Origin of the sequence: Enterobacter cloacae subsp. cloacae ATCC 13047, assembly GCF_000025565.1 — a bacterium.
Taxonomy (GTDB): domain Bacteria; phylum Pseudomonadota; class Gammaproteobacteria; order Enterobacterales; family Enterobacteriaceae; genus Enterobacter; species Enterobacter cloacae.
In genome coordinates this window covers 4,543,603-4,560,943 of sequence record NC_014121.1, presented here as the reverse complement: position 1 = coordinate 4,560,943, position 17,341 = coordinate 4,543,603, and the positions used below count along the sequence as shown (strand labels likewise).

General features: G+C 51.8%; 20 protein-coding genes. 16 read left to right on the top strand and 4 right to left on the bottom strand.

Going from position 1 to position 17,341, the window contains the following annotated elements:
- Position 1 precedes the first annotated feature (1 nt).
- The 8 genes from cdiI (at position 2) to ECL_RS22165 (ending at position 9,577) form a co-directional block, all read left to right on the top strand.
- Complete coding sequence (gene cdiI / locus ECL_RS22200) at positions 2 to 439, top strand: toxin-immunity protein system imunity protein CdiI (protein ID WP_044157619.1); 438 nt, start codon at positions 2 to 4, stop codon at positions 437 to 439.
- Between the two features lie 215 nt (positions 440 to 654).
- On the top strand, positions 655 to 1,332 hold the full coding sequence (locus tag ECL_RS22195) for a hypothetical protein (protein ID WP_044157618.1): 678 nt from the start codon (positions 655 to 657) through the stop codon (positions 1,330 to 1,332).
- A 357-nt stretch (positions 1,333 to 1,689) separates the two neighbouring features.
- Positions 1,690 to 2,049 carry a hypothetical protein gene (locus tag ECL_RS22190; protein WP_226835174.1) on the top strand — a complete coding sequence of 120 codons (360 nt, stop codon included), beginning with the start codon at positions 1,690 to 1,692 and terminating at the stop codon, positions 2,047 to 2,049.
- Between the two features lie 223 nt (positions 2,050 to 2,272).
- Entirely contained in the window at positions 2,273 to 2,902 is a 630-nt protein-coding gene (locus ECL_RS22185) for a response regulator transcription factor (protein ID WP_013098817.1), read from the top strand.
- Positions 2,899 to 6,087, top strand: coding sequence for an ATP-binding protein (locus tag ECL_RS22180; protein WP_013098816.1), 3,189 nt, complete (start codon positions 2,899 to 2,901; stop codon positions 6,085 to 6,087). Before ECL_RS22185 ends, ECL_RS22180 begins: the two co-directional genes overlap by 4 nt.
- A gap of 62 nt (positions 6,088 to 6,149) precedes the next feature.
- Complete coding sequence (locus tag ECL_RS22175) at positions 6,150 to 6,578, top strand: DUF1090 domain-containing protein (RefSeq protein ID WP_013098815.1); 429 nt, start codon at positions 6,150 to 6,152, stop codon at positions 6,576 to 6,578.
- Between the two features lie 63 nt (positions 6,579 to 6,641).
- Positions 6,642 to 8,756, top strand: coding sequence for a fimbria/pilus outer membrane usher protein (locus ECL_RS22170; protein WP_109455526.1), 2,115 nt, complete (start codon positions 6,642 to 6,644; stop codon positions 8,754 to 8,756).
- 137 nt (positions 8,757 to 8,893) lie between these two features.
- On the top strand, positions 8,894 to 9,577 hold the full coding sequence (locus tag ECL_RS22165) for an outer membrane protein (RefSeq protein WP_013098813.1): 684 nt from the start codon (positions 8,894 to 8,896) through the stop codon (positions 9,575 to 9,577).
- Positions 9,578 to 9,709: 132 nt separating this feature from the next.
- On the opposite strand, the gene ECL_RS22160 is transcribed toward ECL_RS22165, so the two are convergent.
- From ECL_RS22160 to ECL_RS22150, 4 genes are read right to left on the bottom strand one after another with little or no spacing between them, the layout of a single operon-like run.
- Entirely contained in the window at positions 9,710 to 10,795 is a 1,086-nt protein-coding gene (locus ECL_RS22160; protein ID WP_013098812.1) for a phage integrase, read from the bottom strand.
- 2 nt (positions 10,796 to 10,797) lie between these two features.
- Entirely contained in the window at positions 10,798 to 10,980 is a 183-nt protein-coding gene (locus tag ECL_RS27915; RefSeq protein WP_072072162.1) for a YdcA family protein, read from the bottom strand.
- Between the two features lie 2 nt (positions 10,981 to 10,982).
- Positions 10,983 to 11,417: a hypothetical protein gene (locus ECL_RS22155; RefSeq protein WP_044157615.1), complete on the bottom strand. Its 435-nt coding sequence runs from the start codon at positions 11,415 to 11,417 to the stop codon at positions 10,983 to 10,985.
- Complete coding sequence (locus tag ECL_RS22150) at positions 11,410 to 12,063, bottom strand: phage repressor protein CI (protein ID WP_072072161.1); 654 nt, start codon at positions 12,061 to 12,063, stop codon at positions 11,410 to 11,412. The genes ECL_RS22155 and ECL_RS22150 overlap by 8 nt, the downstream gene beginning before the upstream one ends.
- A gap of 88 nt (positions 12,064 to 12,151) precedes the next feature.
- Here ECL_RS22150 and ECL_RS22145 point away from each other — a divergent pair, with 88 nt between their 5' ends.
- From ECL_RS22145 to ECL_RS22110, 8 genes are all read left to right on the top strand, one after another.
- Entirely contained in the window at positions 12,152 to 12,388 is a 237-nt protein-coding gene (locus ECL_RS22145; protein WP_013098810.1) for a hypothetical protein, read from the top strand.
- Positions 12,389 to 12,422: 34 nt separating this feature from the next.
- Positions 12,423 to 12,932: a phage regulatory CII family protein gene (locus tag ECL_RS22140; RefSeq protein WP_013098809.1), complete on the top strand. Its 510-nt coding sequence runs from the start codon at positions 12,423 to 12,425 to the stop codon at positions 12,930 to 12,932.
- Between the two features lie 7 nt (positions 12,933 to 12,939).
- Positions 12,940 to 13,140, top strand: coding sequence for a phage filamentation protein Fil family protein (locus ECL_RS22135; RefSeq protein ID WP_072072160.1), 201 nt, complete (start codon positions 12,940 to 12,942; stop codon positions 13,138 to 13,140).
- The gene (locus ECL_RS22130) at positions 13,104 to 13,445 is read left to right on the top strand and encodes a DUF5347 domain-containing protein (protein WP_013098807.1); all 342 of its coding nucleotides are present in this window, start codon (positions 13,104 to 13,106) and stop codon (positions 13,443 to 13,445) included. Before ECL_RS22135 ends, ECL_RS22130 begins: the two co-directional genes overlap by 37 nt.
- Before the next feature lie 67 nt (positions 13,446 to 13,512).
- Positions 13,513 to 13,746 carry a DUF2732 family protein gene (locus ECL_RS22125; protein WP_013098806.1) on the top strand — a complete coding sequence of 78 codons (234 nt, stop codon included), beginning with the start codon at positions 13,513 to 13,515 and terminating at the stop codon, positions 13,744 to 13,746.
- A complete protein-coding gene (locus ECL_RS22120; protein WP_013098805.1) occupies positions 13,746 to 13,973 on the top strand; it encodes a TraR/DksA family transcriptional regulator in 228 nt (75 codons plus the stop codon). Before ECL_RS22125 ends, ECL_RS22120 begins: the two co-directional genes overlap by 1 nt.
- Positions 13,970 to 14,830 carry a DNA adenine methylase gene (locus tag ECL_RS22115; RefSeq protein WP_013098804.1) on the top strand — a complete coding sequence of 287 codons (861 nt, stop codon included), beginning with the start codon at positions 13,970 to 13,972 and terminating at the stop codon, positions 14,828 to 14,830. Before ECL_RS22120 ends, ECL_RS22115 begins: the two co-directional genes overlap by 4 nt.
- Complete coding sequence (locus ECL_RS22110; RefSeq protein WP_013098803.1) at positions 14,821 to 17,229, top strand: replication endonuclease; 2,409 nt, start codon at positions 14,821 to 14,823, stop codon at positions 17,227 to 17,229. Before ECL_RS22115 ends, ECL_RS22110 begins: the two co-directional genes overlap by 10 nt.
- Positions 17,230 to 17,341 lie beyond the last annotated feature (112 nt).

The window sequence follows — 17,341 nt, the reverse complement described above, 5'->3', positions numbered from 1 at the left end:
TATGTTTGGAATATTCTCTAAAGGTGAACCAGTGAGTATGGAAGGTGAGTTGGTACAACCATCATCCATTGTTATCAATGATTATGAGGAAGAATTGCATTTGCCCTTATCCTATTGGGATATTAAAGATTACAAAAATTCTTGGTTAAAGTCTCTCGGCGAAGGGCTATCCAATAAGACTCACTCAGCATTAGCTGTTTCAATGTATGAGCCTGAAAAAACTAACTTTATATTTACATGGGTTTTATATTTTGAAGATGAGAAAGTTTACGTGCAAAATAACGTCATTTTTTTAGAGGAATGCCATGGTTTTTCCCCGGAAAATATAAATAAGTTTATAGAGAGCCGTACTACGCATGACGGAGATGGCATGAAAATATCTGAATGGCATACAGATCTAAATAGTGTTTTAGATTTTTATCATAGTCTTAACAACTGAAACAGAGCTCACTACCGAGCCGGGAGCTTTCTGTCAGGCTTTACTCGAAGTTCCCGTATCTGCGCTGGATCACTGACAGATTGTTGACCTCAACGGCCATGGATATTTCAGGAAGGGGTAAACGCCGAATTAGCCCTGAATTAAGTACGAAAGAGCGGTAAGCGTAAGCAAGCAGAAGGATATTCTCCTTCATTATTTTATCTCAAGGAAAGAAAATGAAAGTAACAACATTCACAGTAACTACTTTACTATTCGTTGTAGCGCTAACGGGTTGTGCCAGCAAAATAAAGCCTGAAACAGTAACCTCTTCCAATGGTAGTTCAATTGAGATTATGGCTGTGTCAGCACAGGCAGATCTTAACAATAATCGTATCGCAGATAATTCACTACGCGTAGTTACTCCGACTCATAACGCTGTAGGAAAAGGGTTGGCCGTTTTGTCTGTGTTAACCGGAAACATAAAACCCAGCAGTTTTGATAAAGAAAATTATAAAGGGGAAATCATCGAGTCGATCAAAAATCCTACTGATACCTATCTTGTTCAAGGTGCAAAGAAAAGTATCAGTAAGTGGATGGACTCCCAATCCAGCGGTTATGTTTATAAAGAACAACTCAATATTGGCCATGCTACCTGGGCATTGATTTTTAAAGATGCTACAGCAACCACTCCCGTTTATCAGTTGAAATATAAGGTGCTTTTCTATAAGAAACCTGAGGGTGGGAATATGTTTTCCGCGTATACTGTAGCTGAATGTTCCCCCATTCCTGTGGAAGCGAATCTGTCAGAATGGGAACGCGATAATTATAAGAAGGTGACGATTGAAACCCAAAAATATATGGATGCGTGTATCATGGAATTAAATAATCAACTCCCGCGCTTGCTGAAGAAATAGCATATGTATCAAAACAGTCCCGGTTTTAAAACCGGGATGTTATCTGTATGAAAATTAGCTTTTGATAAAAATAATTATGGGAATGGCGAAGTAGCTTCGGAAAATATTTTTGAACAATATCATTGAATGATCCCTACCTCCGTGCTGGAAATCCTATATCAATTGTTACATTTACTCTCATTACACGTTGCGGGGCTTGTTAGCAGTTGTCATTCTGATTACCCCGCCCCCCTATGCCCGGTTTACCATAAAATTCCTAAAATGTGTAATTTGCCAGCGACATCACTTTATCCTGCTCTGGATTGTTCATCTTCCATGTTAAAATACGTAGCAAACAACATTGTTAAAGGACAAACGATGAAAATGAAGCTTTCCCTGTTTTGCGCAAATACAGGTTTAAGTAAAAAGGACTTCCCCTTATGGTCAGATGTTTACGATGCGCTTCATCAGCTCAGGAGGAATACGGGAAGCGTTAATATTGTAGATGTTGATAATCAAAAAACGCTCATCATCCATTCGGATGGTATGCATTTCCTGCTCTCATTAATTGAGGGTAAGGATGATAAAACAAAAATACAAAGTATCCAGACTGCTTGTTTTGAAAGGAAGGAAAGTTCTGTTTCGCCTGTTTTTCTGAGTCATTCTCATGGCCTGATAAGTGATTTCGAGTTTGTGACTGAGGTTTCCAGAACCTTTTTCATCACAGGACAGGTTTAGCGTTTTGCTGCATTAAACCAACCCTGTTATATCCGGCATTTAAATTCCAAACCCATTTATTTAAATCATTATGCCTAATGAAAAGTAGGTTGTGGTCGTGTATTTCGTATTTTTTCTGAATTATTCTCAAACCAGACAAACCTTGTCCTGATTCAACACGTGGTAGGCTATGGTGTATAGCGTGTAATGGAGCCGTTAATGCCTCAGGAAAGAATAAACACCAATGACAAAAATACTGCTTGTGGATGACCATCCGGCAATCTGCTTTGCGCTCAAGGTGCTGCTGGAAAAGAATCCGGATTTTACCGTGACGACATCCTCCGGCGAGAACCTGCTGGCGCTGCTGCATCGTGAACAGCCGTCGCTGCTGATCCTCGATCTGGAACTCAAAAACGCTGACGGGCTGGATCTTCTTCCGCGTATCAAGCACCACTTCCCTGCGCTCAGGGTGCTGGTTTATACCAACCAGTCTGCGGGGATCTACGCACTGCGCACGCTGAAGGCCGGGGCGAGCGGGTTTATCAATAAAAGCCTGGCGCTGGAGCGCGTCGAGCCGGTTTGCCAGCTGCTGCTGGACGGCTATCACTGTTTCCCGGAAGAGACGTTCACGAAAATCGTCGAGGCTACTGAAATACAACATGATACCCGGGCGCTGCTGGCGAGTTTCTCCGATCGTGAAATCGCGGTGCTGAACTATCTGAAGCAGGGCAAAAGCAACAAGGAGATTGCCGACCGGCTGGCGCTCAGCAACAAAACCATCAGCACCTATAAGGCACGAATGATGAAAAAAAGCGGCTTTGCGCATTTTGAACAACTTTTCGATCTTATTGATACTTCAGAGCCAGAGACGTGAGAGCCGTTACCTTTATCCTGCTTTTTTGTATTGCCTTTACCGTGTGCGCCACGCAACCGGGGGAATCCCTTCGCCTGCTGGCGCGTAGCCATGAAAAGGTGATCGAGCCGGGACTCAGCGGTAGCGAATGGCGCTGGGTGCGCGAACACCGCAAAATCCGTCTGGCGGTCTGGGAGCCGATGATGCCCCCTTACGACATCACCACCGGGCTGAATGATTACGGTGGTATCAATGCGGATTTCACCGGGCTGGTGGCGGAAAACCTCGGTCTGGAGATCGAGGTGGTGCGTTATCCCACCTATGACGATGCCTTGTCAGCATTGCGGGCAGGCAAGGCGGATTTTATGCCTCAGGCAGGGGATAGCCAGCAAAAACAGGGGCTGATGCTGAGTGTACCCTACAGCGACAACATCCCGGTTGAAGTGGTGAATACCGATGCCTCGCCCGATGAGCCGGTGAAAAGGATCGCCGTTTCGCCTGTCTACAGCCGCAGCGACGTGCTGGCCCGTTATCCGGGGGCTGACATTGTGAATTTCTCCTCCACGCGACATGCGCTGGAGGCGCTGGCGTTTCGTGAAATCGATCTGTTCTTCAGCGATGCGATCACCGCGCGCTATCTGGCGAGTCAGTCCAATTTAAGCAATCTCAGTATTCGTCCGGTGGCGGACACGTTCGAGGCGTCGGGATTCTCGTTCGCCGCGATGCCAAAGATGGCGGTCTGGATCGCGATCCTCAACAAGATGCTGACGGCGCTGCCGGAGAACGCGGGGGTGGAGATCCACCGTCGCTGGAGCGGGGGGATCCCGCTTTCCCTGAGCGAAGAGCCACCGCGTTACACCTCGCTCGAACATAAATGGATCAAAGAACATTCCCGGATCCGCGTCGCGGTGGCGCAGGATAACGCCCCCATTGCCTTTTTCAACGAGCGCGGGCAGTTGCGCGGCATCCTGGCGGATCTGCTGACCGCGCTCCGCCTGCGTACCGGGTTTACCTTTGAGATCCGCCGTTATCCCAGCCAGGCCGCCGCCTTCAGGGCCATAAATCGCGGAGAGGCCGAGCTGATTGCAGGCGTCACGCAGGAGGGGATCTGGCAGGCGGATCTCCTCACCACCCGAACCTGGTTGTATAACTCCTGGGTTATGGTTGGACGTGCTCTCCCGGGGAAGGAGGCGCTTCAGCCCCGTGTGGTGAGCCTGCGCGGTGAAGCGCCAGATGGCTGGCTTGGCCGACAAAATAGCGGCCAGACGGCGAAGGTCGATACCTGGTGGCAGGGTTTTAACAGCGTGGTGAAGGATAAAAACGACATGATGGTGGTGCCGCTGATCATTGCCAACGCCCAGCTCACCCGCAAAGAGTTTGCCTCACTGAAAATTCTCGCCAGCATCGATGCCGAACCGTTGCGCTTTGCCTTTGGCGCATCGCGGCAGGCCTGGCCGCTGATCACCATTCTAAATAAAGCGCTGATCAACATCCCGCCGGAAGATCTCCACGCCCTGACGCGCGGCAGTAATACGGGCAATGCGTTTGCCTCTGTGTCGACGTCGGCGCTGTCGATAACGTGGTTGGTGACGTTCACCGCCGCCGGTCTGGCCTTGCTGGCGCTGGTGGCAGGATGGATCTACCGTCGGCGGCGCATCCAACAGGCGCGCATCCGCAAGCTTATTCAGACGCTGCGTGCGGCGAAACAGCGCGCAGAGCGAGCCCGTCGGGGAAAAAGCGCCTTTCTGGCGACCATGAGCCATGAAATTCGCACGCCCGTCAGCGCCATTATCGGCATGCTGGAGCTGGTGATGAAACGTCCCGACCATGCCCCGCAAAACCCGCAGTCGATACGGGTCGCCTGGGACGCGGCGCAGTCGCTGTTGCTGCTTATCGGGAATATCCTGGATGTGGAGCGTATTGCGTCCGGCCGTCTGGTGCTCCGCCCGGAGCGCGCCTCGCTTCGAAACCTGATTGAAGGAACGGTGTCGCAGTTTGAGGGGCTGGCGGCGCAGAAATCATTGAAGCTGATGCTGGAAATGGATACCGCCCTGAAAGGGGACGTATTGATCGATGTGATGCGTTTTCGTCAGATCGTCACCAACCTGCTGGGTAACGCCATTAAATTCACCGACCACGGTCAGGTGATGCTGCGGGCGCAGCCGCAATGGCAGAACGGTGAGTTTATGCTGCTGGAACTGACAATAGCAGACACCGGCGAGGGGATTGATATCGCGACGCAACAGCGTCTGTTCCAGCCTTTTAGTCAGGGTGAGAGCCGTACCCGGGCGCAGGGCAGTGGGCTGGGGCTTTATATCTGCCGCCAGCTCGCGGACATGATGGACGGGGATCTGACGCTGAACAGCGTGCCGGGTGAGGGGACAACGGTCACGGTGACGCTCAGGCTGCCCGTCATGGCCGCACTGCCAGAGAAAGAGACTAAAGCTTGTGTGCCACCCGGCAAACGCGCAGCGTTGACCATCATGGTGGTAGATGATAATCCGGTCGGGCGGATGCTGCTTACCCAGCAGCTTGAGTGGCTGGGGCATGCGGTCACCCAGCACGACAGCCCGGCAAAGCTGCTTGAGAGCCTGGCAATCCGACAGCCGGACGCGGTGATCACCGACTGCAACATGCCCGAGATGAGTGGCTATGCCCTGTCGCGCATCATCAATGAACATTACCCCAGTGTCACGGTGTTTGGCATGACGGCGGACGCGCGTGAATCCGTGCGGGATGAGGCGCGGGAAGCAGGCATGCGCGACTGTATCTTCAAGCCGGTCACGCTGGTTGCGCTGGAAAATCTGCTTGCCCCTCTGGCCCCCTCCGGTAAATCGCCGGTTGCTTCGCTATATTCCATCACGCTCCCCCCAGCACTGCTGGACGGTGAGCATCTGGCAACGTTTCTGGATTTGCAGATAACCGTGCTGGAGGAGACGCTGGGCGATATTGCGCTGTGGCGAAAGGACCCCGGTACACCCTTGAAGGAGGCGCTGCACCGGCTGCGGGGCGGTATTCAACTGCTCGGTATGACGGCGCTTGAGGCGCGCTGTCTGGAGCAGGAGCAGGCTGCCGACAGCGGCGGCATCCGTCAGCTTGAGGAGGAGATTCAGGCATTAAGGGCCGCATTACAGCGCTGGCGCGAGACGGGACTACAACCGGGCGAGACCGTCCTACAGCAGAATGAGGACGGGCGTACAGCGTAAGCTTCCCGTCCGCCGGGGTACTCTTTTATTCGAGGACGTTCACATATAAAGGAGATATCCCGATGAAAAAACTCGTATCCGCGCTGGCCGTTATTGCTTCTGTTGGTATGTTCACCTCCGCCCAGGCGGCAGAAAGCTGCTCTGCCAAAGCCGCGGCACTGGAAAAAGAGATCCGTATCGCCCAGCAGTACGGTAATACCTACAAGGTCAACGGCCTGAAAAAAGCGCTGGCTGAAGTGAAAGCGCACTGCACCCCGGCAAGCGTACAGGCTGACGCGCAAAAAGAGGTGAAGAAGCTGGAGAAGAAACTGGCCGAGAAGCGCGAAGATATTGCCGAGGTTCAGGCCGATCTGCGTGAAGCGAAAGCCAAAGGCGACAGCAAGAAAGTGGCGAAATACCAGCGCAAACTGGCTGAAAAACAGAGCGATCTGAGCAGCATTCAGCAAGAGCTGAGCCGCGCACGCGCCGCGCTTGCCTCCCTGCAGAAATAACGCTTTTTTGTAAAACAGGTGAGGGGGCGTGAGCCTCCTCACCTTTTTGCGCTGCCTGCCATCATGACGTTACTCCGTCTTCTCTGTTTTATGCTGCTGTTCGCCATGGCAGAAAGTCGTGCGGTAAGCCAAAAGACGTGGGTGATCCTCAATAACCTCTATAAAGGGGCGATTTCGTTTGAGGTGTCTGCCTCAGGGCCTTGCCTTAGCCAGCCGCTGATGGAGGAGTGGGGTGTACGTGACGCGGTGCTTGCGCGTCTGGTCTGGGATGCCAAAGGGTGCCTGACACCACAGTCTGCAGAGCAGTTTAACCTCAAATACTGGTATCGCCCGCAGGCGCAACTGCTGACGCTTCTGTTCCCGACAGACGCCATTAGCCCGCAGCAGAACGGCGTCAGCACCAGCCGCTGGGATGATGGCATCAACGCACTGTTTATCAACTACTGTCTGGATGCGGATAACAGCCAGGCGCGGTATGACTGGGAGCGTTCCGGTACTGACGCTACGCTGAGCCTGGACAACGGCCTTAATGTGGGCCCCTGGCGTTTGCGTTATCAAAACACCTTCTGGCGTGAAAAAGAGGGGCAACACGGTTCGTACACCAATGCGATGTCGCTCTGGCGCAGCATCACACCGCTGCGTTCGCGCGTGACGCTGGGCGACGGCAATACCTCTTCAAATATGTTCGACAGCCTGGCGTTTCGCGGTGCATCACTCGCCAGTGACGAGGCGATGTACCCTGATAGCTGGCGACCCTATTCCCCGTGGATCAACGGCTATGCCCGCACAGAGGCGGAAGTCACCATTCACCAGAACGGGGTACGTGTTTACCGTATTCACGTCCCGCCCGGGCCGTTTACCATTCGCGATTTTTATCCGCCGGACCCGGACGGCAACCTGGAGCTGACGGTGCAGGAGAGCGACGGTACGGAGCGTACCCGCCTGCTGCCTTATTCCAGCATGCCTAATCTGGTGCATCACGGGCTCTTTAGCTACGAACTGGCCGCCGGTCGGTATAAGCCTTTTCACGGTATCGACAGGGACACGGATCGCTTCTGGCAGAGTACGTTCTCGTGGGGAGTTGCCCCGCAGGTCACCGTGTTTGCCGGCCTGCAGCAAGGGGAGCACTATTTCAGCCAGGTCGCGGGTTTTGGCGCTAACCTCGGGCGGTGGGGGGCGTTTTCCGCAGATGTCAGCGCGGCTCGCTATACGCAAGAGGCGGAGACGCTACGGGGCAAGGTGTGGCGTCTGCGCTATGCCAAAGCGTTCTTTACGACCGAAACCAGCCTCACTGCCCAGCTCCAGTGGTATCCACGTAATGAACATTACCGGTCGCTGGAAGAAAAAATCACGCGGGCGGAGCTGCTGAGATATGGCTGGGACGATGACGTCACCCGGCGGGCGCTGCGCGGGCAGCTGGAGCTTAACCAGAATCTTGGCGAGGACGCCAGCCTGAGCCTGTCGTGGCACGGGTTGAAGTCACGTGAACCTGACGCAGGCAGCATGGGGATGACGCTGAGCCTGGATGCGACCTTACAGAACGTGGATGTCAGCCTGTACGGCGGTTATGAACGCTACGGTAAAAACCCGGATGAAACCACCGTGGGTATCAACATCAGTGTGCCTTTATCCCTTTGGGGGACGATGAGTAATGTCGGCTATATCACCGAGCTCGCCAGCCGGGAGGAAGATAGCCATGGAGTGACTGTGTACGGTTCGGCGTTGAGTGATTACAGCCTGCGTTACGATCTGCAGGCGACGCATACCCTACACCGCAATGATGAGTTTTCTGCGAGCCTGGGCTATCAGTACAACGCGGGCGAGCTGAACCTCAGTATGGTGCGCGGGGGAACGCGCCGTGATTATCATGCCGACACCAGCGGCAGCATTCTGGTACACGCAGGCGGCGTGACGCTGGGCCAACAGCTCGGCAGCACCGCTGCGCTGGTGGACGTGCCGGACTCGCCTGGCATTGGCTTCTATAACCAGTTTGGCTCCACAACCAATGCCAGAGGTGAGCTGCTGGTGAGTTACTTAACGCCATGGCGAGTGAACCGCATTACGGTCGATAGCCTCAGCTTGCCGGAAAACACCGCGCTGGATGTGACGGAACTGGAATCGGTGCCCACCGATGGCGCGATTGTCCTGCTGCGTTTTCCCCAACCAGTAACCGATTGAAATAAAAATAAACAGGACAAAAAGCGAGACAAATTCCTACGTAAAATTACCAGGTAAAACGCGTATTCATCCTAATAGTTTGCCCTTTCGGGACTGCTTATGATTCGTCTCACTGACTGTTTTTCAATGGAGTGTAGATGAAGATGAAAGCAATTTTAATCGCCCTGCCTGTGGCGATGATCCCGGCTACCGTTCTGGCAGCAAATACGGAAGAAGGGTATTACGGTTCGGCAAAATACCTGCAGATTGAACAGCGTGCGAAAGAGATGGATACCAGCGCGCGTCCGGGTGTCGGGCAGTTTGTGGGCGGTAAAGAGAAAGAGCATTTTGGCGGCGCGGCGATTGCCGCAGGTTACCAGTTCGGTAACGGCTGGCGTACCGAAGGTGAATACACCTTTAAACAAAAAACGGAGTACACCAGCGGCTCCAGCACATTCGCGAACAGCTTTAACCACCTGCAGACCGAAACTGAACGACTGATGCTGAATGTCTACCGCGATTATGAACTCGGCTACGGTGTCTCTGTTTACGGTACCGCAGGGCTTGGCGTAAGCAAGATCAAAGCGGGCGGCTGGCAGGGTAACGCCGGACGTGAATACGCCTCGACCACCCAAAGCAACCTGACCTACGCGTTAGGAGCGGGCGTAAGCTACACGCCGGTTGAGCGTCTGTATGTCGACCTGGGCTATCGCTATATCGATATGGGTAAGATCGAAAGCGGATATAACAATTTCACTAACGCGCGCGGCTTAAAAGACGAGCAGATGAAAGCGCATATTGTCTCCAACGAATTTACGCTGGGTATGCGTTACGTGTTTTAACCTGTTGTGGCCGTCACTGCTTTAAAACAGGGCCAACACCGTGGGAGTGCGGGGTTGGCTTTTTTGGCATTTTGATACAAGCGATTATGAGTCCGAACTATATTCTAATAAAAACAAAGATATACAGTTAAATCAAACGCATAGCATTTCGTATATTGTCGAAAAGTATTGCATAGTGCTGCGCTGTGCTGCCATTTTGCTGCCACTTATCAGGTTTAATGGGTTAAGTTGAACCGCTTCTGTAAGGTGGTCAGGGGCGAAGTGAGCATAACGCATAGTGACTTTGATGTCTGTATGTCCGAGGATGCGTTGTAAGACTAAAATATTGCCGCCGCCCATCATGAAATGGCTGGCAAAAGTATGCCGTAAAACATGCGAAAGCTGACCGTCAGGAAGCTCAATTCCCGCCCGTTTTATTGCGCTCCTGAATGCTGAGTAACATCCGGTAAAGAGCGGTTTAGAGGTTCGGCTTTTGGGTAGTAATTCATAAAGCTCTTCACTGATTGGAACAGCTCGGTTCTTCTTGCCTTTCGTTTTGATAAAAGTGATTTTTCCGGGGCTTATCTGCTTTCCAGTTAAACTTTCCGCCTCACCCCATCTTGCTCCGGTTGCCAGGCAAATTTTAACGATGGCTGTTAAGTCATCTGCTTTGCTTTTCTCGCACTCTTCCAGCAAACGCGTTGCTTCCTCAACTGTAAGCCAGGCTAATTCAACCTCAGCAATCTTGAACTCTCTGACGTTTTCAAGAGGGTTGGGCGCGGTCCAGTCATCAAGTCTTTTCAGTTCATTGAACATAGCCCGGAAATAAGCCAGTTCAAGGTTTACAGTGCGTGGAGTTACTGTCTTAACTCGATCAGAGCGTGTTATTTTTCCGCTCAAGCGCTGCTCGCGGTAGGTCGAGAATATTTTAGCGTTAAATTCAGTTGCGAGGGGGTCGCCCATGGCATAACAGGCAAACTCCATTGCACCTTTGCGTTTTTCGCCATCGGCTAGAGTCACGCCATGCGCGTTGTACCATGCTGTAACCAGATCCCTCACCCGTCGCTTATCTGCCTTTTCACCCAACCAGGGCTTATCCTGTGACTGCTCTTTTATGTGGCGCTCATAAGCTAGGGCTTCCCCCTTCGTAGCGAACTGCCGACGAATGCGCCGCCCATCCCTACCGTTCGGGAAAACCTGTGCTTGCCACTTACCGTTAGTGAGTTTCGATACAGCCATAATTAGTTTTTTGAGCAAATTTTCTTGGATTTACTAATGGTGCCGTCCTTGCAAACAAACTTACCATCTGATGTGCAATGAGATACGCCTCCTTTTTTACCTGAGCAGGGGTAGTTGCGTGCGTATGATGTTTGTGTGGACAAAAGTAGAAATACTAAGGTAGCTATTGCAGTTATTTTTTTCATATCTAATAACCTCTTTTTATTTCCGTATAAGGTTTAATTTGCTCATCGTTTGGATGCGCAGGGAGTCGTAAGCAGCCTTTAATACCACCAAAGAAAATTAATCGGTTGGATTGTAAAAAATCCATGATTTCAATTGTAGCGAATTCGAGGCCTTGCCATTCTGCTGGATTGTTTCTTGTGTAGTCACAAATGACGGATATTATTTTGTATGCTCTTTTAGTATTCAATTTTTCAGAGTCAAATTTAATAGAAAGCACACTGCCATCTACTGCGATTTCTTCAAGCTCGTTTTCGTTGAAACCAATTTGATCCAACTGGTCATATAGACTGTCCGGTATTGAATATCTTTCTGAATATGAATCGGAACTATAAGACCTCTCTGGTAGCACGAAGCCAGAGAAGGCTAAAAATATTGCGAATGATATTAAGCTACGCATTTAACAGTTCCGTTTTACTAACTACTTTACCAAGAACTTTCATATCAGAAGCGCTGCACTCAAAAGAGGCCTTCCCATTCTCAACACGGACACGTCCACCAGGAAGACGATATATTTCACGAATACTGATCACGCCATCCATTTCAACCATCCAAAAACCATCAACAAGCTCTCCAGAGAAATCATCGACTACCCAGATCAGACCGTCAGAACTGACGAACTGAGGGGAGGTCGTGCCGACAGGGATCAGTTCGGTGGAGACTACAATCTGCTTTTGATGGTGAATGACTCCATTTTGAATTTTTGTATATCTCAAAAGGGTTTTTTTATCTGCATCATGTTCATTTTGGGTTTTTTCGCTTTCGGCGGCAAAATCGGGCACTTCTCCGCGCCCATAAACTAACCAGTCGAGTGATGCACCGGTCTCCATTGCGCATATTAAAACCCAGTCTGAAGGGAAGTTTCCTCGCATAACTCTATTAGCCATAGTGCTTTGCGATACATCGAGATGCCTGCATAGAGCTTGCCTAGATGTGAAGCCATACGCAGCGCAAATGCGGTCGATTGGGTCCTTGCCACCTTCCGGTAGTTTTATGGACTTACGATTCGTTAAATCTTTTTGTTGACCGTTCCATTTTTGGATCATAGTATTTACGTAATGTGATTTGTTGTCGAATAGTGTTTAACGCTCGCGAATAGTGTAGAAAGCGCCGCAAACTGAGGAATAGTGCATCATGAATCGTAATTTTTCAATGCGTCCTAGCATCAATCTTGTGGTGTCAGAGCCATTCATTACCCTTGATGAGTTCTGCCGCCGTACCGGTTACAAACTCAGCTATGCCCGCCAGATGATCCGTGAGGGTCGCCTACCCATCCGCAAAAAAGAGGGGGTAAACAGCCTCGTCGAAGTAAACATGTTCGCTCTGACTATGGAAGCAGCCCAAGGCTGCGAAGTCACAATGCAAGCCTGATAGTTCCATTTTGGGATAAAAAGGGATTACAAACATGTTTGATTTCAGAATTTCCAAACATCCACATTTCGATGAAGCATGCCGGTCATTCGCGCTACGCCACAACATGGCACAGCTGGCCGTCCGCGCAGGGATGAATGTTCAGACTCTGCGCAATAAGCTGAACCCGGACCAGCCACATCAACTGACGCCGCCGGAAATCTGGCTGCTTACCGATCTTACTGAGGACTCCACGCTGGTTGACGGTTTTCTGGCTCAGATTCACTGCCTGCCATGCGTACCGATGAACGAAGTGGCAAAAGAGAAGCTGCCGCATTACGTCATGAGCGCTACTGCTGAAATCGGACGTGTTGCTGCCGGTGCCGTATCGGGTGATGTGAAAACCACCGCAGGCCGCCGCGATGTTATCAGCAGCATTAACTCTGTTACTCGTCTGATGGCTCTGGCTGCCGTTTCGATGCAGGCGCGTTTGCAGGCTAATCCGGCGATGGCAAGCGCGGTGGATACCGTGACGGGCCTCGGCGCTTCGTTTGGTCTGATCTGAGGTGGTTATGCTGACTAAGGAACCATCTTTCGCATCACTTCTCGTAAAGCAAAGCCCGGCAATGCACTACGGTCACGGCTGGATCATGGGCAAGGATGGCAAACGCTGGCACCCGTGCCGCTCTCAGGATGAACTGCTGGCTGACCTGTCCACAAACAAACAGGGGAAATCATGGCTATTGAAGGCGCTACGGCGACTGTTCCATTAAGCCCCGGTAAACGCCTGGACGGACTGAACCATATTGCGGAATTGAGGGCTAAAGTGTTTGGTCTGAATATTGAGCCGGAGCTTGAAAGGTTTATTAAAGATATGCGCGATCCACGCGACGTAAATAATAAACAGAATGAGCGGGCACTGGCAGCCATTTTTTATATGGCAAAAATTCCGGCAGAACGTCACGGCGTCAATATTAGTGATCTGACTACTGACGAAAAGCGGGAACTGGTGAAAGCAATGAATCATTTTCGTGCAGTGGTGAGCTTATTTCCAAAGCGGCTAACCATGCCGAATTAACCCACAACAGAAATTAATGGCGTAAACCCGCCGGGCTTCTTATTGCCCAAATTCAGGAGAAACAGCTATGCGAAATATTGAAACCCGTACCACTAAAACAGTACCAGATGATGCTGGACTCAACCTGCTGCTGACTGAGGCACGCAAAGAAGAACGCCGTGGACGCGCAGATGTGATGGCTGCGCGTCTGGATTCTTTAGCTGCCCGTATCGTGTCACGTCAGCTTAACCACACGGAAGCGGCTGAACTGCTGCGTCAGGAAGCTGTGAAGATTCAGAACGAAGCGCAGGAGATCCACTGATGGCTGATTCAATGGACCTCGTACAGCAGCGCGTTGAAGAAGAACGCCAGCGCCACATCCACACCGCCCGCAATAAGGCACCGGGTGTTTCCCGTGTTCTCTGCATTGATTGCGATGCGCCGATCCCGCCAGCTCGCCGCCGCGCCATTCCGGGCGTGCAGTGCTGCGTCACTTGTCAGGAAATCGCAGAGCTGAAAGGCAAACACTACAACGGGGGTGCTGTATGAGCACTATCTTGAAATGGGCGGGAAATAAAACCGCCATCATGCCGGAACTGATTAAGCATCTGCCTGCAGGTCAGCGACTGGTAGAGCCGTTCGCCGGTTCCTGTGCTGTGATGATGGCAACAGACTATCCTCATTATCTTGTCGCGGATATTAATCCAGATCTTATCAATCTTTATAAAAAAATTGCCCTTGATTGTGAAGCTTTCATATCACGCGCAAAAAGTATTTTTGCGATTGCGAATAGAGAAGTGGCTTATTACAACATTAGGCATGAATTTAATCATTCCTCTGAAATTACTGATTTCATGAAAGCAGTATATTTCCTTTATCTCAATCGTCATGGTTATCGTGGGCTGTGCCGTTACAACTTGAGCGGTCATTTTAATGTCCCTTACGGTAATTATAAAAATCCGTATTTTCCTGAAAATGAGATACGTGCTTTTGCAGAAAAGGCTCAACGCGCAACGTTTATCTGTGCCAGCTATGACGAAACACTGGCGCTGCTGCGGACAGGTGATGTTGTTTATTGTGACCCACCATACGATGGCACGTTTACCGCTTATCACACTGCCGGTTTTACGGAGGACGATCGGTATCATCTGGCGTCTATTCTTGAACGCCGGTCATCAGAAGGTCATCCGGTTATCGTGTCCAACAGCGACACGTCCCTGACCCGTTCGATTTATCGTAACTTTACCCGCCATCGTATCATTGCAAAGCGCAGCATGGGTGTCGCTGCCGGTGATGGTAAATCTGCAGCAGAAATCATCGCCACAAAATCAGCAGGCTGGTTTGGTGTCGATTTGGCGTCCGGTCCAGATATCTCGGTGGAAACTGAGGTGCGGGCGTGGCAGTGAGTAAATTCACATTACATAATGCACCAACCACCGGCGGCTCGAATGAGGCCGCCGTGGCCTTTTCATGGAATAACCCCAAAAAAGCGGTTAACCCCTATCTGGACCCGGCGGAAGTTGCGCCGGAGTCTGCGCTTTCAAACCTGATCGCTCTTTACGCTGCGGATAACGAGCAGGAGCAGCTGCGCCGTGAGGCGCTGAGCGATGAGGTCTGGGAGCGCTATTTCTTCATTGAATCCCGTGATCCTGTCCAGCGCGAAATGGAGCAGGACCGGCTGATTAGTCGTACCAAAATGGCGCGCGAGCAGCAGCGTTTTAATCCTGATCTGGTCATTCTGGCTGACGTTAACGCCATGCCGCCACACATCAGCAAGCCTTTGCTGGAACGGATTAAATATTTCCATAGCCTGGGTAGGGTAAAGGCTTATTCCCGCTACCTGCGCGAAACAATCAGGCCGTGTCTTGAGCGGCTGGAGCGCGTGCGTGACAGTCAGGTGTCTGCCTCTTTCCGGTTCATGGCGAGCCATGACGGGCTGGAGGGGCTGCTGGTACTGCCTGAAATGAATCAGGATCAGGTCAAGCGCCTTTCCACGCTGGTTGCGGCACATATGAGCATGTGTCTCGATGCGGCCTGTGGTGATCTGTTTGTCAGCGATGATGTTAAACCAGAAGAAATCCGCCAGGCATGGGAAAGGGTTGCAGCAGAGGCGATGCGCCTTGAGGTCATCCCGCCTGCCTTTGAGCAGTTGCGCCGCAAAAAGCGCCGCCGCAAGCCGGTGCCTTATGAACTGATCCCACCGTCGCTGGCCCGTATGCTGTGCGCGGACTGGTGGTATCGCAAACTGTGGCAGATGCGCTGCGAGTGGCGGGAGGAACAGCTGCGCGCCGTCTGCCTGGTCAACAAGAAAGCGTCCCCGTATGTCAGCTATGAAGCCGTGATCCACAAACGCGAGCAGCGCCGCAAATCGCTGGAGTTCTTCCGCTCGCATGAGCTGGTCAACGAGGACGGCGACACGCTGGACATGGAAGACGTGGTGAACGCCAGCAACAGCAACCCGGCACACCGCCGTAATGAAATGATGGCCTGCGTTAAGGGACTGGAGCTGATCGCGGAAATGCGCGGAGACTGCGCAGTGTTCTATACCATCACCTGCCCGTCACGCTTCCACGCAACCCTCAACAACGGCAGACCTAATCCGAAGTGGACCAGTGCCACTGTCCGCCAGAGCAGTGACTATCTGGTTGATACGTTCGCCGCTTTCCGCAAGGCAATGCACAAGGCCGGGCTGCGCTGGTATGGCGTCCGCGTTGCAGAGCCACACCATGACGGCACCGTGCACTGGCACCTTCTGTGCTTCATGCGCAAAAAAGACCGCCGTTCCATCACTGCGATGCTGCGTAAGTTTGCCATCCGTGAAGACCGCGAGGAGCTGGGCACCAACACCGGGCCGCGTTTCAAATCCGAGCTAATCAACCCGCGCAAGGGCACGCCGACCAGCTACATCGCCAAATACATCAGCAAGAACATCGACGGGCGCGGGCTGGCTAAAGAAATCAGCAAAGAAACCGGCAGATCACTGCGTGACAGCGCCGAACATGTCAGCGCCTGGGCGTCACTGCACCGTGTCCAGCAATTTCGCTTCTTTGGTATTCCGGGGCGTCAGGCATACCGCGAGCTGCGATTGCTGGCTGGTCAGGCGGCGAGAGTGCAGGGCGAACGCAAAGCGGGTGCGCCGGTACTGGATAATCCGCGTCTGGATGCGGTACTGGCGGCGGCTGATGCGGGCTGCTTTGCCACCTACATCATGAAGCAGGGTGGTGTGCTGGTTCCCCGCAAACATCACCTTGTCCGCACGGCATATGAGCTTAACGACGAGCCGAGCGCCTACGGCGATCACGGTATCCGTATCTATGGCATCTGGTCCCCGATTGCGGAGGGCAAGATTTGCACGCACGCGGTGAAGTGGAAAAAGGTTCGTAAGGCCGTTGACGTTCAGGAGGCGGCAGCCGACCAGGGCGCTTGCGCCCCTTGGACTCGTGGCAATAACTGTCCCCCTGTTGAAAATCTGAACAAATCAGGGGGTGATTTACCCGATATTAAAACCATGGATGAGAAGGAGTTGCAGGAATATCTCCACAACATGGGTCAGAAGGAACGGCGGGAGCTGACAGCCAGGTTAAGGCTGGTAAAACCGAAGCGGAAAAAAGCATACAAACAGAATATTTCGGATCAGCAGCGCCTGCAGCTTGAGGCAGAGCTGAGTTCAAGAGGGTTCGATGGTAGCGAGTCAGAGATTGACCTGCTTCTGCGCGGCGGCAGTATTCCGTCAGGTGGCGGGCTGCGTATTTTTTACCGCAACTACCGCCTGCAGGAAGATGACAAATGGCGTCAGTGGTACTGATGCCAAGGATTTAACAATTCTTGCTCTTATTGATCCGCATCAGAGCGATCTAATTGACAGATAAAAAACGGTTTACATTCGCAAATTCCTACTATACTGTAATTATAAACAG

Excerpts from the sequence above, each read along its gene's own strand:
- cdiI (WP_044157619.1), top strand. The coding sequence starts at position 2 with ATGTTTGGAATATTCTCTAAAGGTGAACCAGTGAGTATGGAAGGTGAG.
- ECL_RS22195 (WP_044157618.1), top strand. The coding sequence starts at position 655 with ATGAAAGTAACAACATTCACAGTAACTACTTTACTATTCGTTGTAGCG.
- ECL_RS22190 (WP_226835174.1), top strand. The coding sequence starts at position 1,690 with ATGAAAATGAAGCTTTCCCTGTTTTGCGCAAATACAGGTTTAAGTAAA.
- ECL_RS22185 (WP_013098817.1), top strand. The coding sequence starts at position 2,273 with ATGACAAAAATACTGCTTGTGGATGACCATCCGGCAATCTGCTTTGCG.
- ECL_RS22175 (WP_013098815.1), top strand. The coding sequence starts at position 6,150 with ATGAAAAAACTCGTATCCGCGCTGGCCGTTATTGCTTCTGTTGGTATG.
- ECL_RS22170 (WP_109455526.1), top strand. The coding sequence starts at position 6,642 with ATGACGTTACTCCGTCTTCTCTGTTTTATGCTGCTGTTCGCCATGGCA.
- ECL_RS22165 (WP_013098813.1), top strand. The coding sequence starts at position 8,894 with ATGAAGATGAAAGCAATTTTAATCGCCCTGCCTGTGGCGATGATCCCG.
- ECL_RS22160 (WP_013098812.1), bottom strand. The coding sequence starts at position 10,795 with ATGGCTGTATCGAAACTCACTAACGGTAAGTGGCAAGCACAGGTTTTC.
- ECL_RS27915 (WP_072072162.1), bottom strand. The coding sequence starts at position 10,980 with ATGAAAAAAATAACTGCAATAGCTACCTTAGTATTTCTACTTTTGTCC.
- ECL_RS22155 (WP_044157615.1), bottom strand. The coding sequence starts at position 11,417 with ATGCGTAGCTTAATATCATTCGCAATATTTTTAGCCTTCTCTGGCTTC.
- ECL_RS22150 (WP_072072161.1), bottom strand. The coding sequence starts at position 12,063 with ATGATCCAAAAATGGAACGGTCAACAAAAAGATTTAACGAATCGTAAG.
- ECL_RS22145 (WP_013098810.1), top strand. The coding sequence starts at position 12,152 with ATGAATCGTAATTTTTCAATGCGTCCTAGCATCAATCTTGTGGTGTCA.
- ECL_RS22140 (WP_013098809.1), top strand. The coding sequence starts at position 12,423 with ATGTTTGATTTCAGAATTTCCAAACATCCACATTTCGATGAAGCATGC.
- ECL_RS22135 (WP_072072160.1), top strand. The coding sequence starts at position 12,940 with ATGCTGACTAAGGAACCATCTTTCGCATCACTTCTCGTAAAGCAAAGC.
- ECL_RS22130 (WP_013098807.1), top strand. The coding sequence starts at position 13,104 with ATGGCTATTGAAGGCGCTACGGCGACTGTTCCATTAAGCCCCGGTAAA.
- ECL_RS22125 (WP_013098806.1), top strand. The coding sequence starts at position 13,513 with ATGCGAAATATTGAAACCCGTACCACTAAAACAGTACCAGATGATGCT.
- ECL_RS22120 (WP_013098805.1), top strand. The coding sequence starts at position 13,746 with ATGGCTGATTCAATGGACCTCGTACAGCAGCGCGTTGAAGAAGAACGC.
- ECL_RS22115 (WP_013098804.1), top strand. The coding sequence starts at position 13,970 with ATGAGCACTATCTTGAAATGGGCGGGAAATAAAACCGCCATCATGCCG.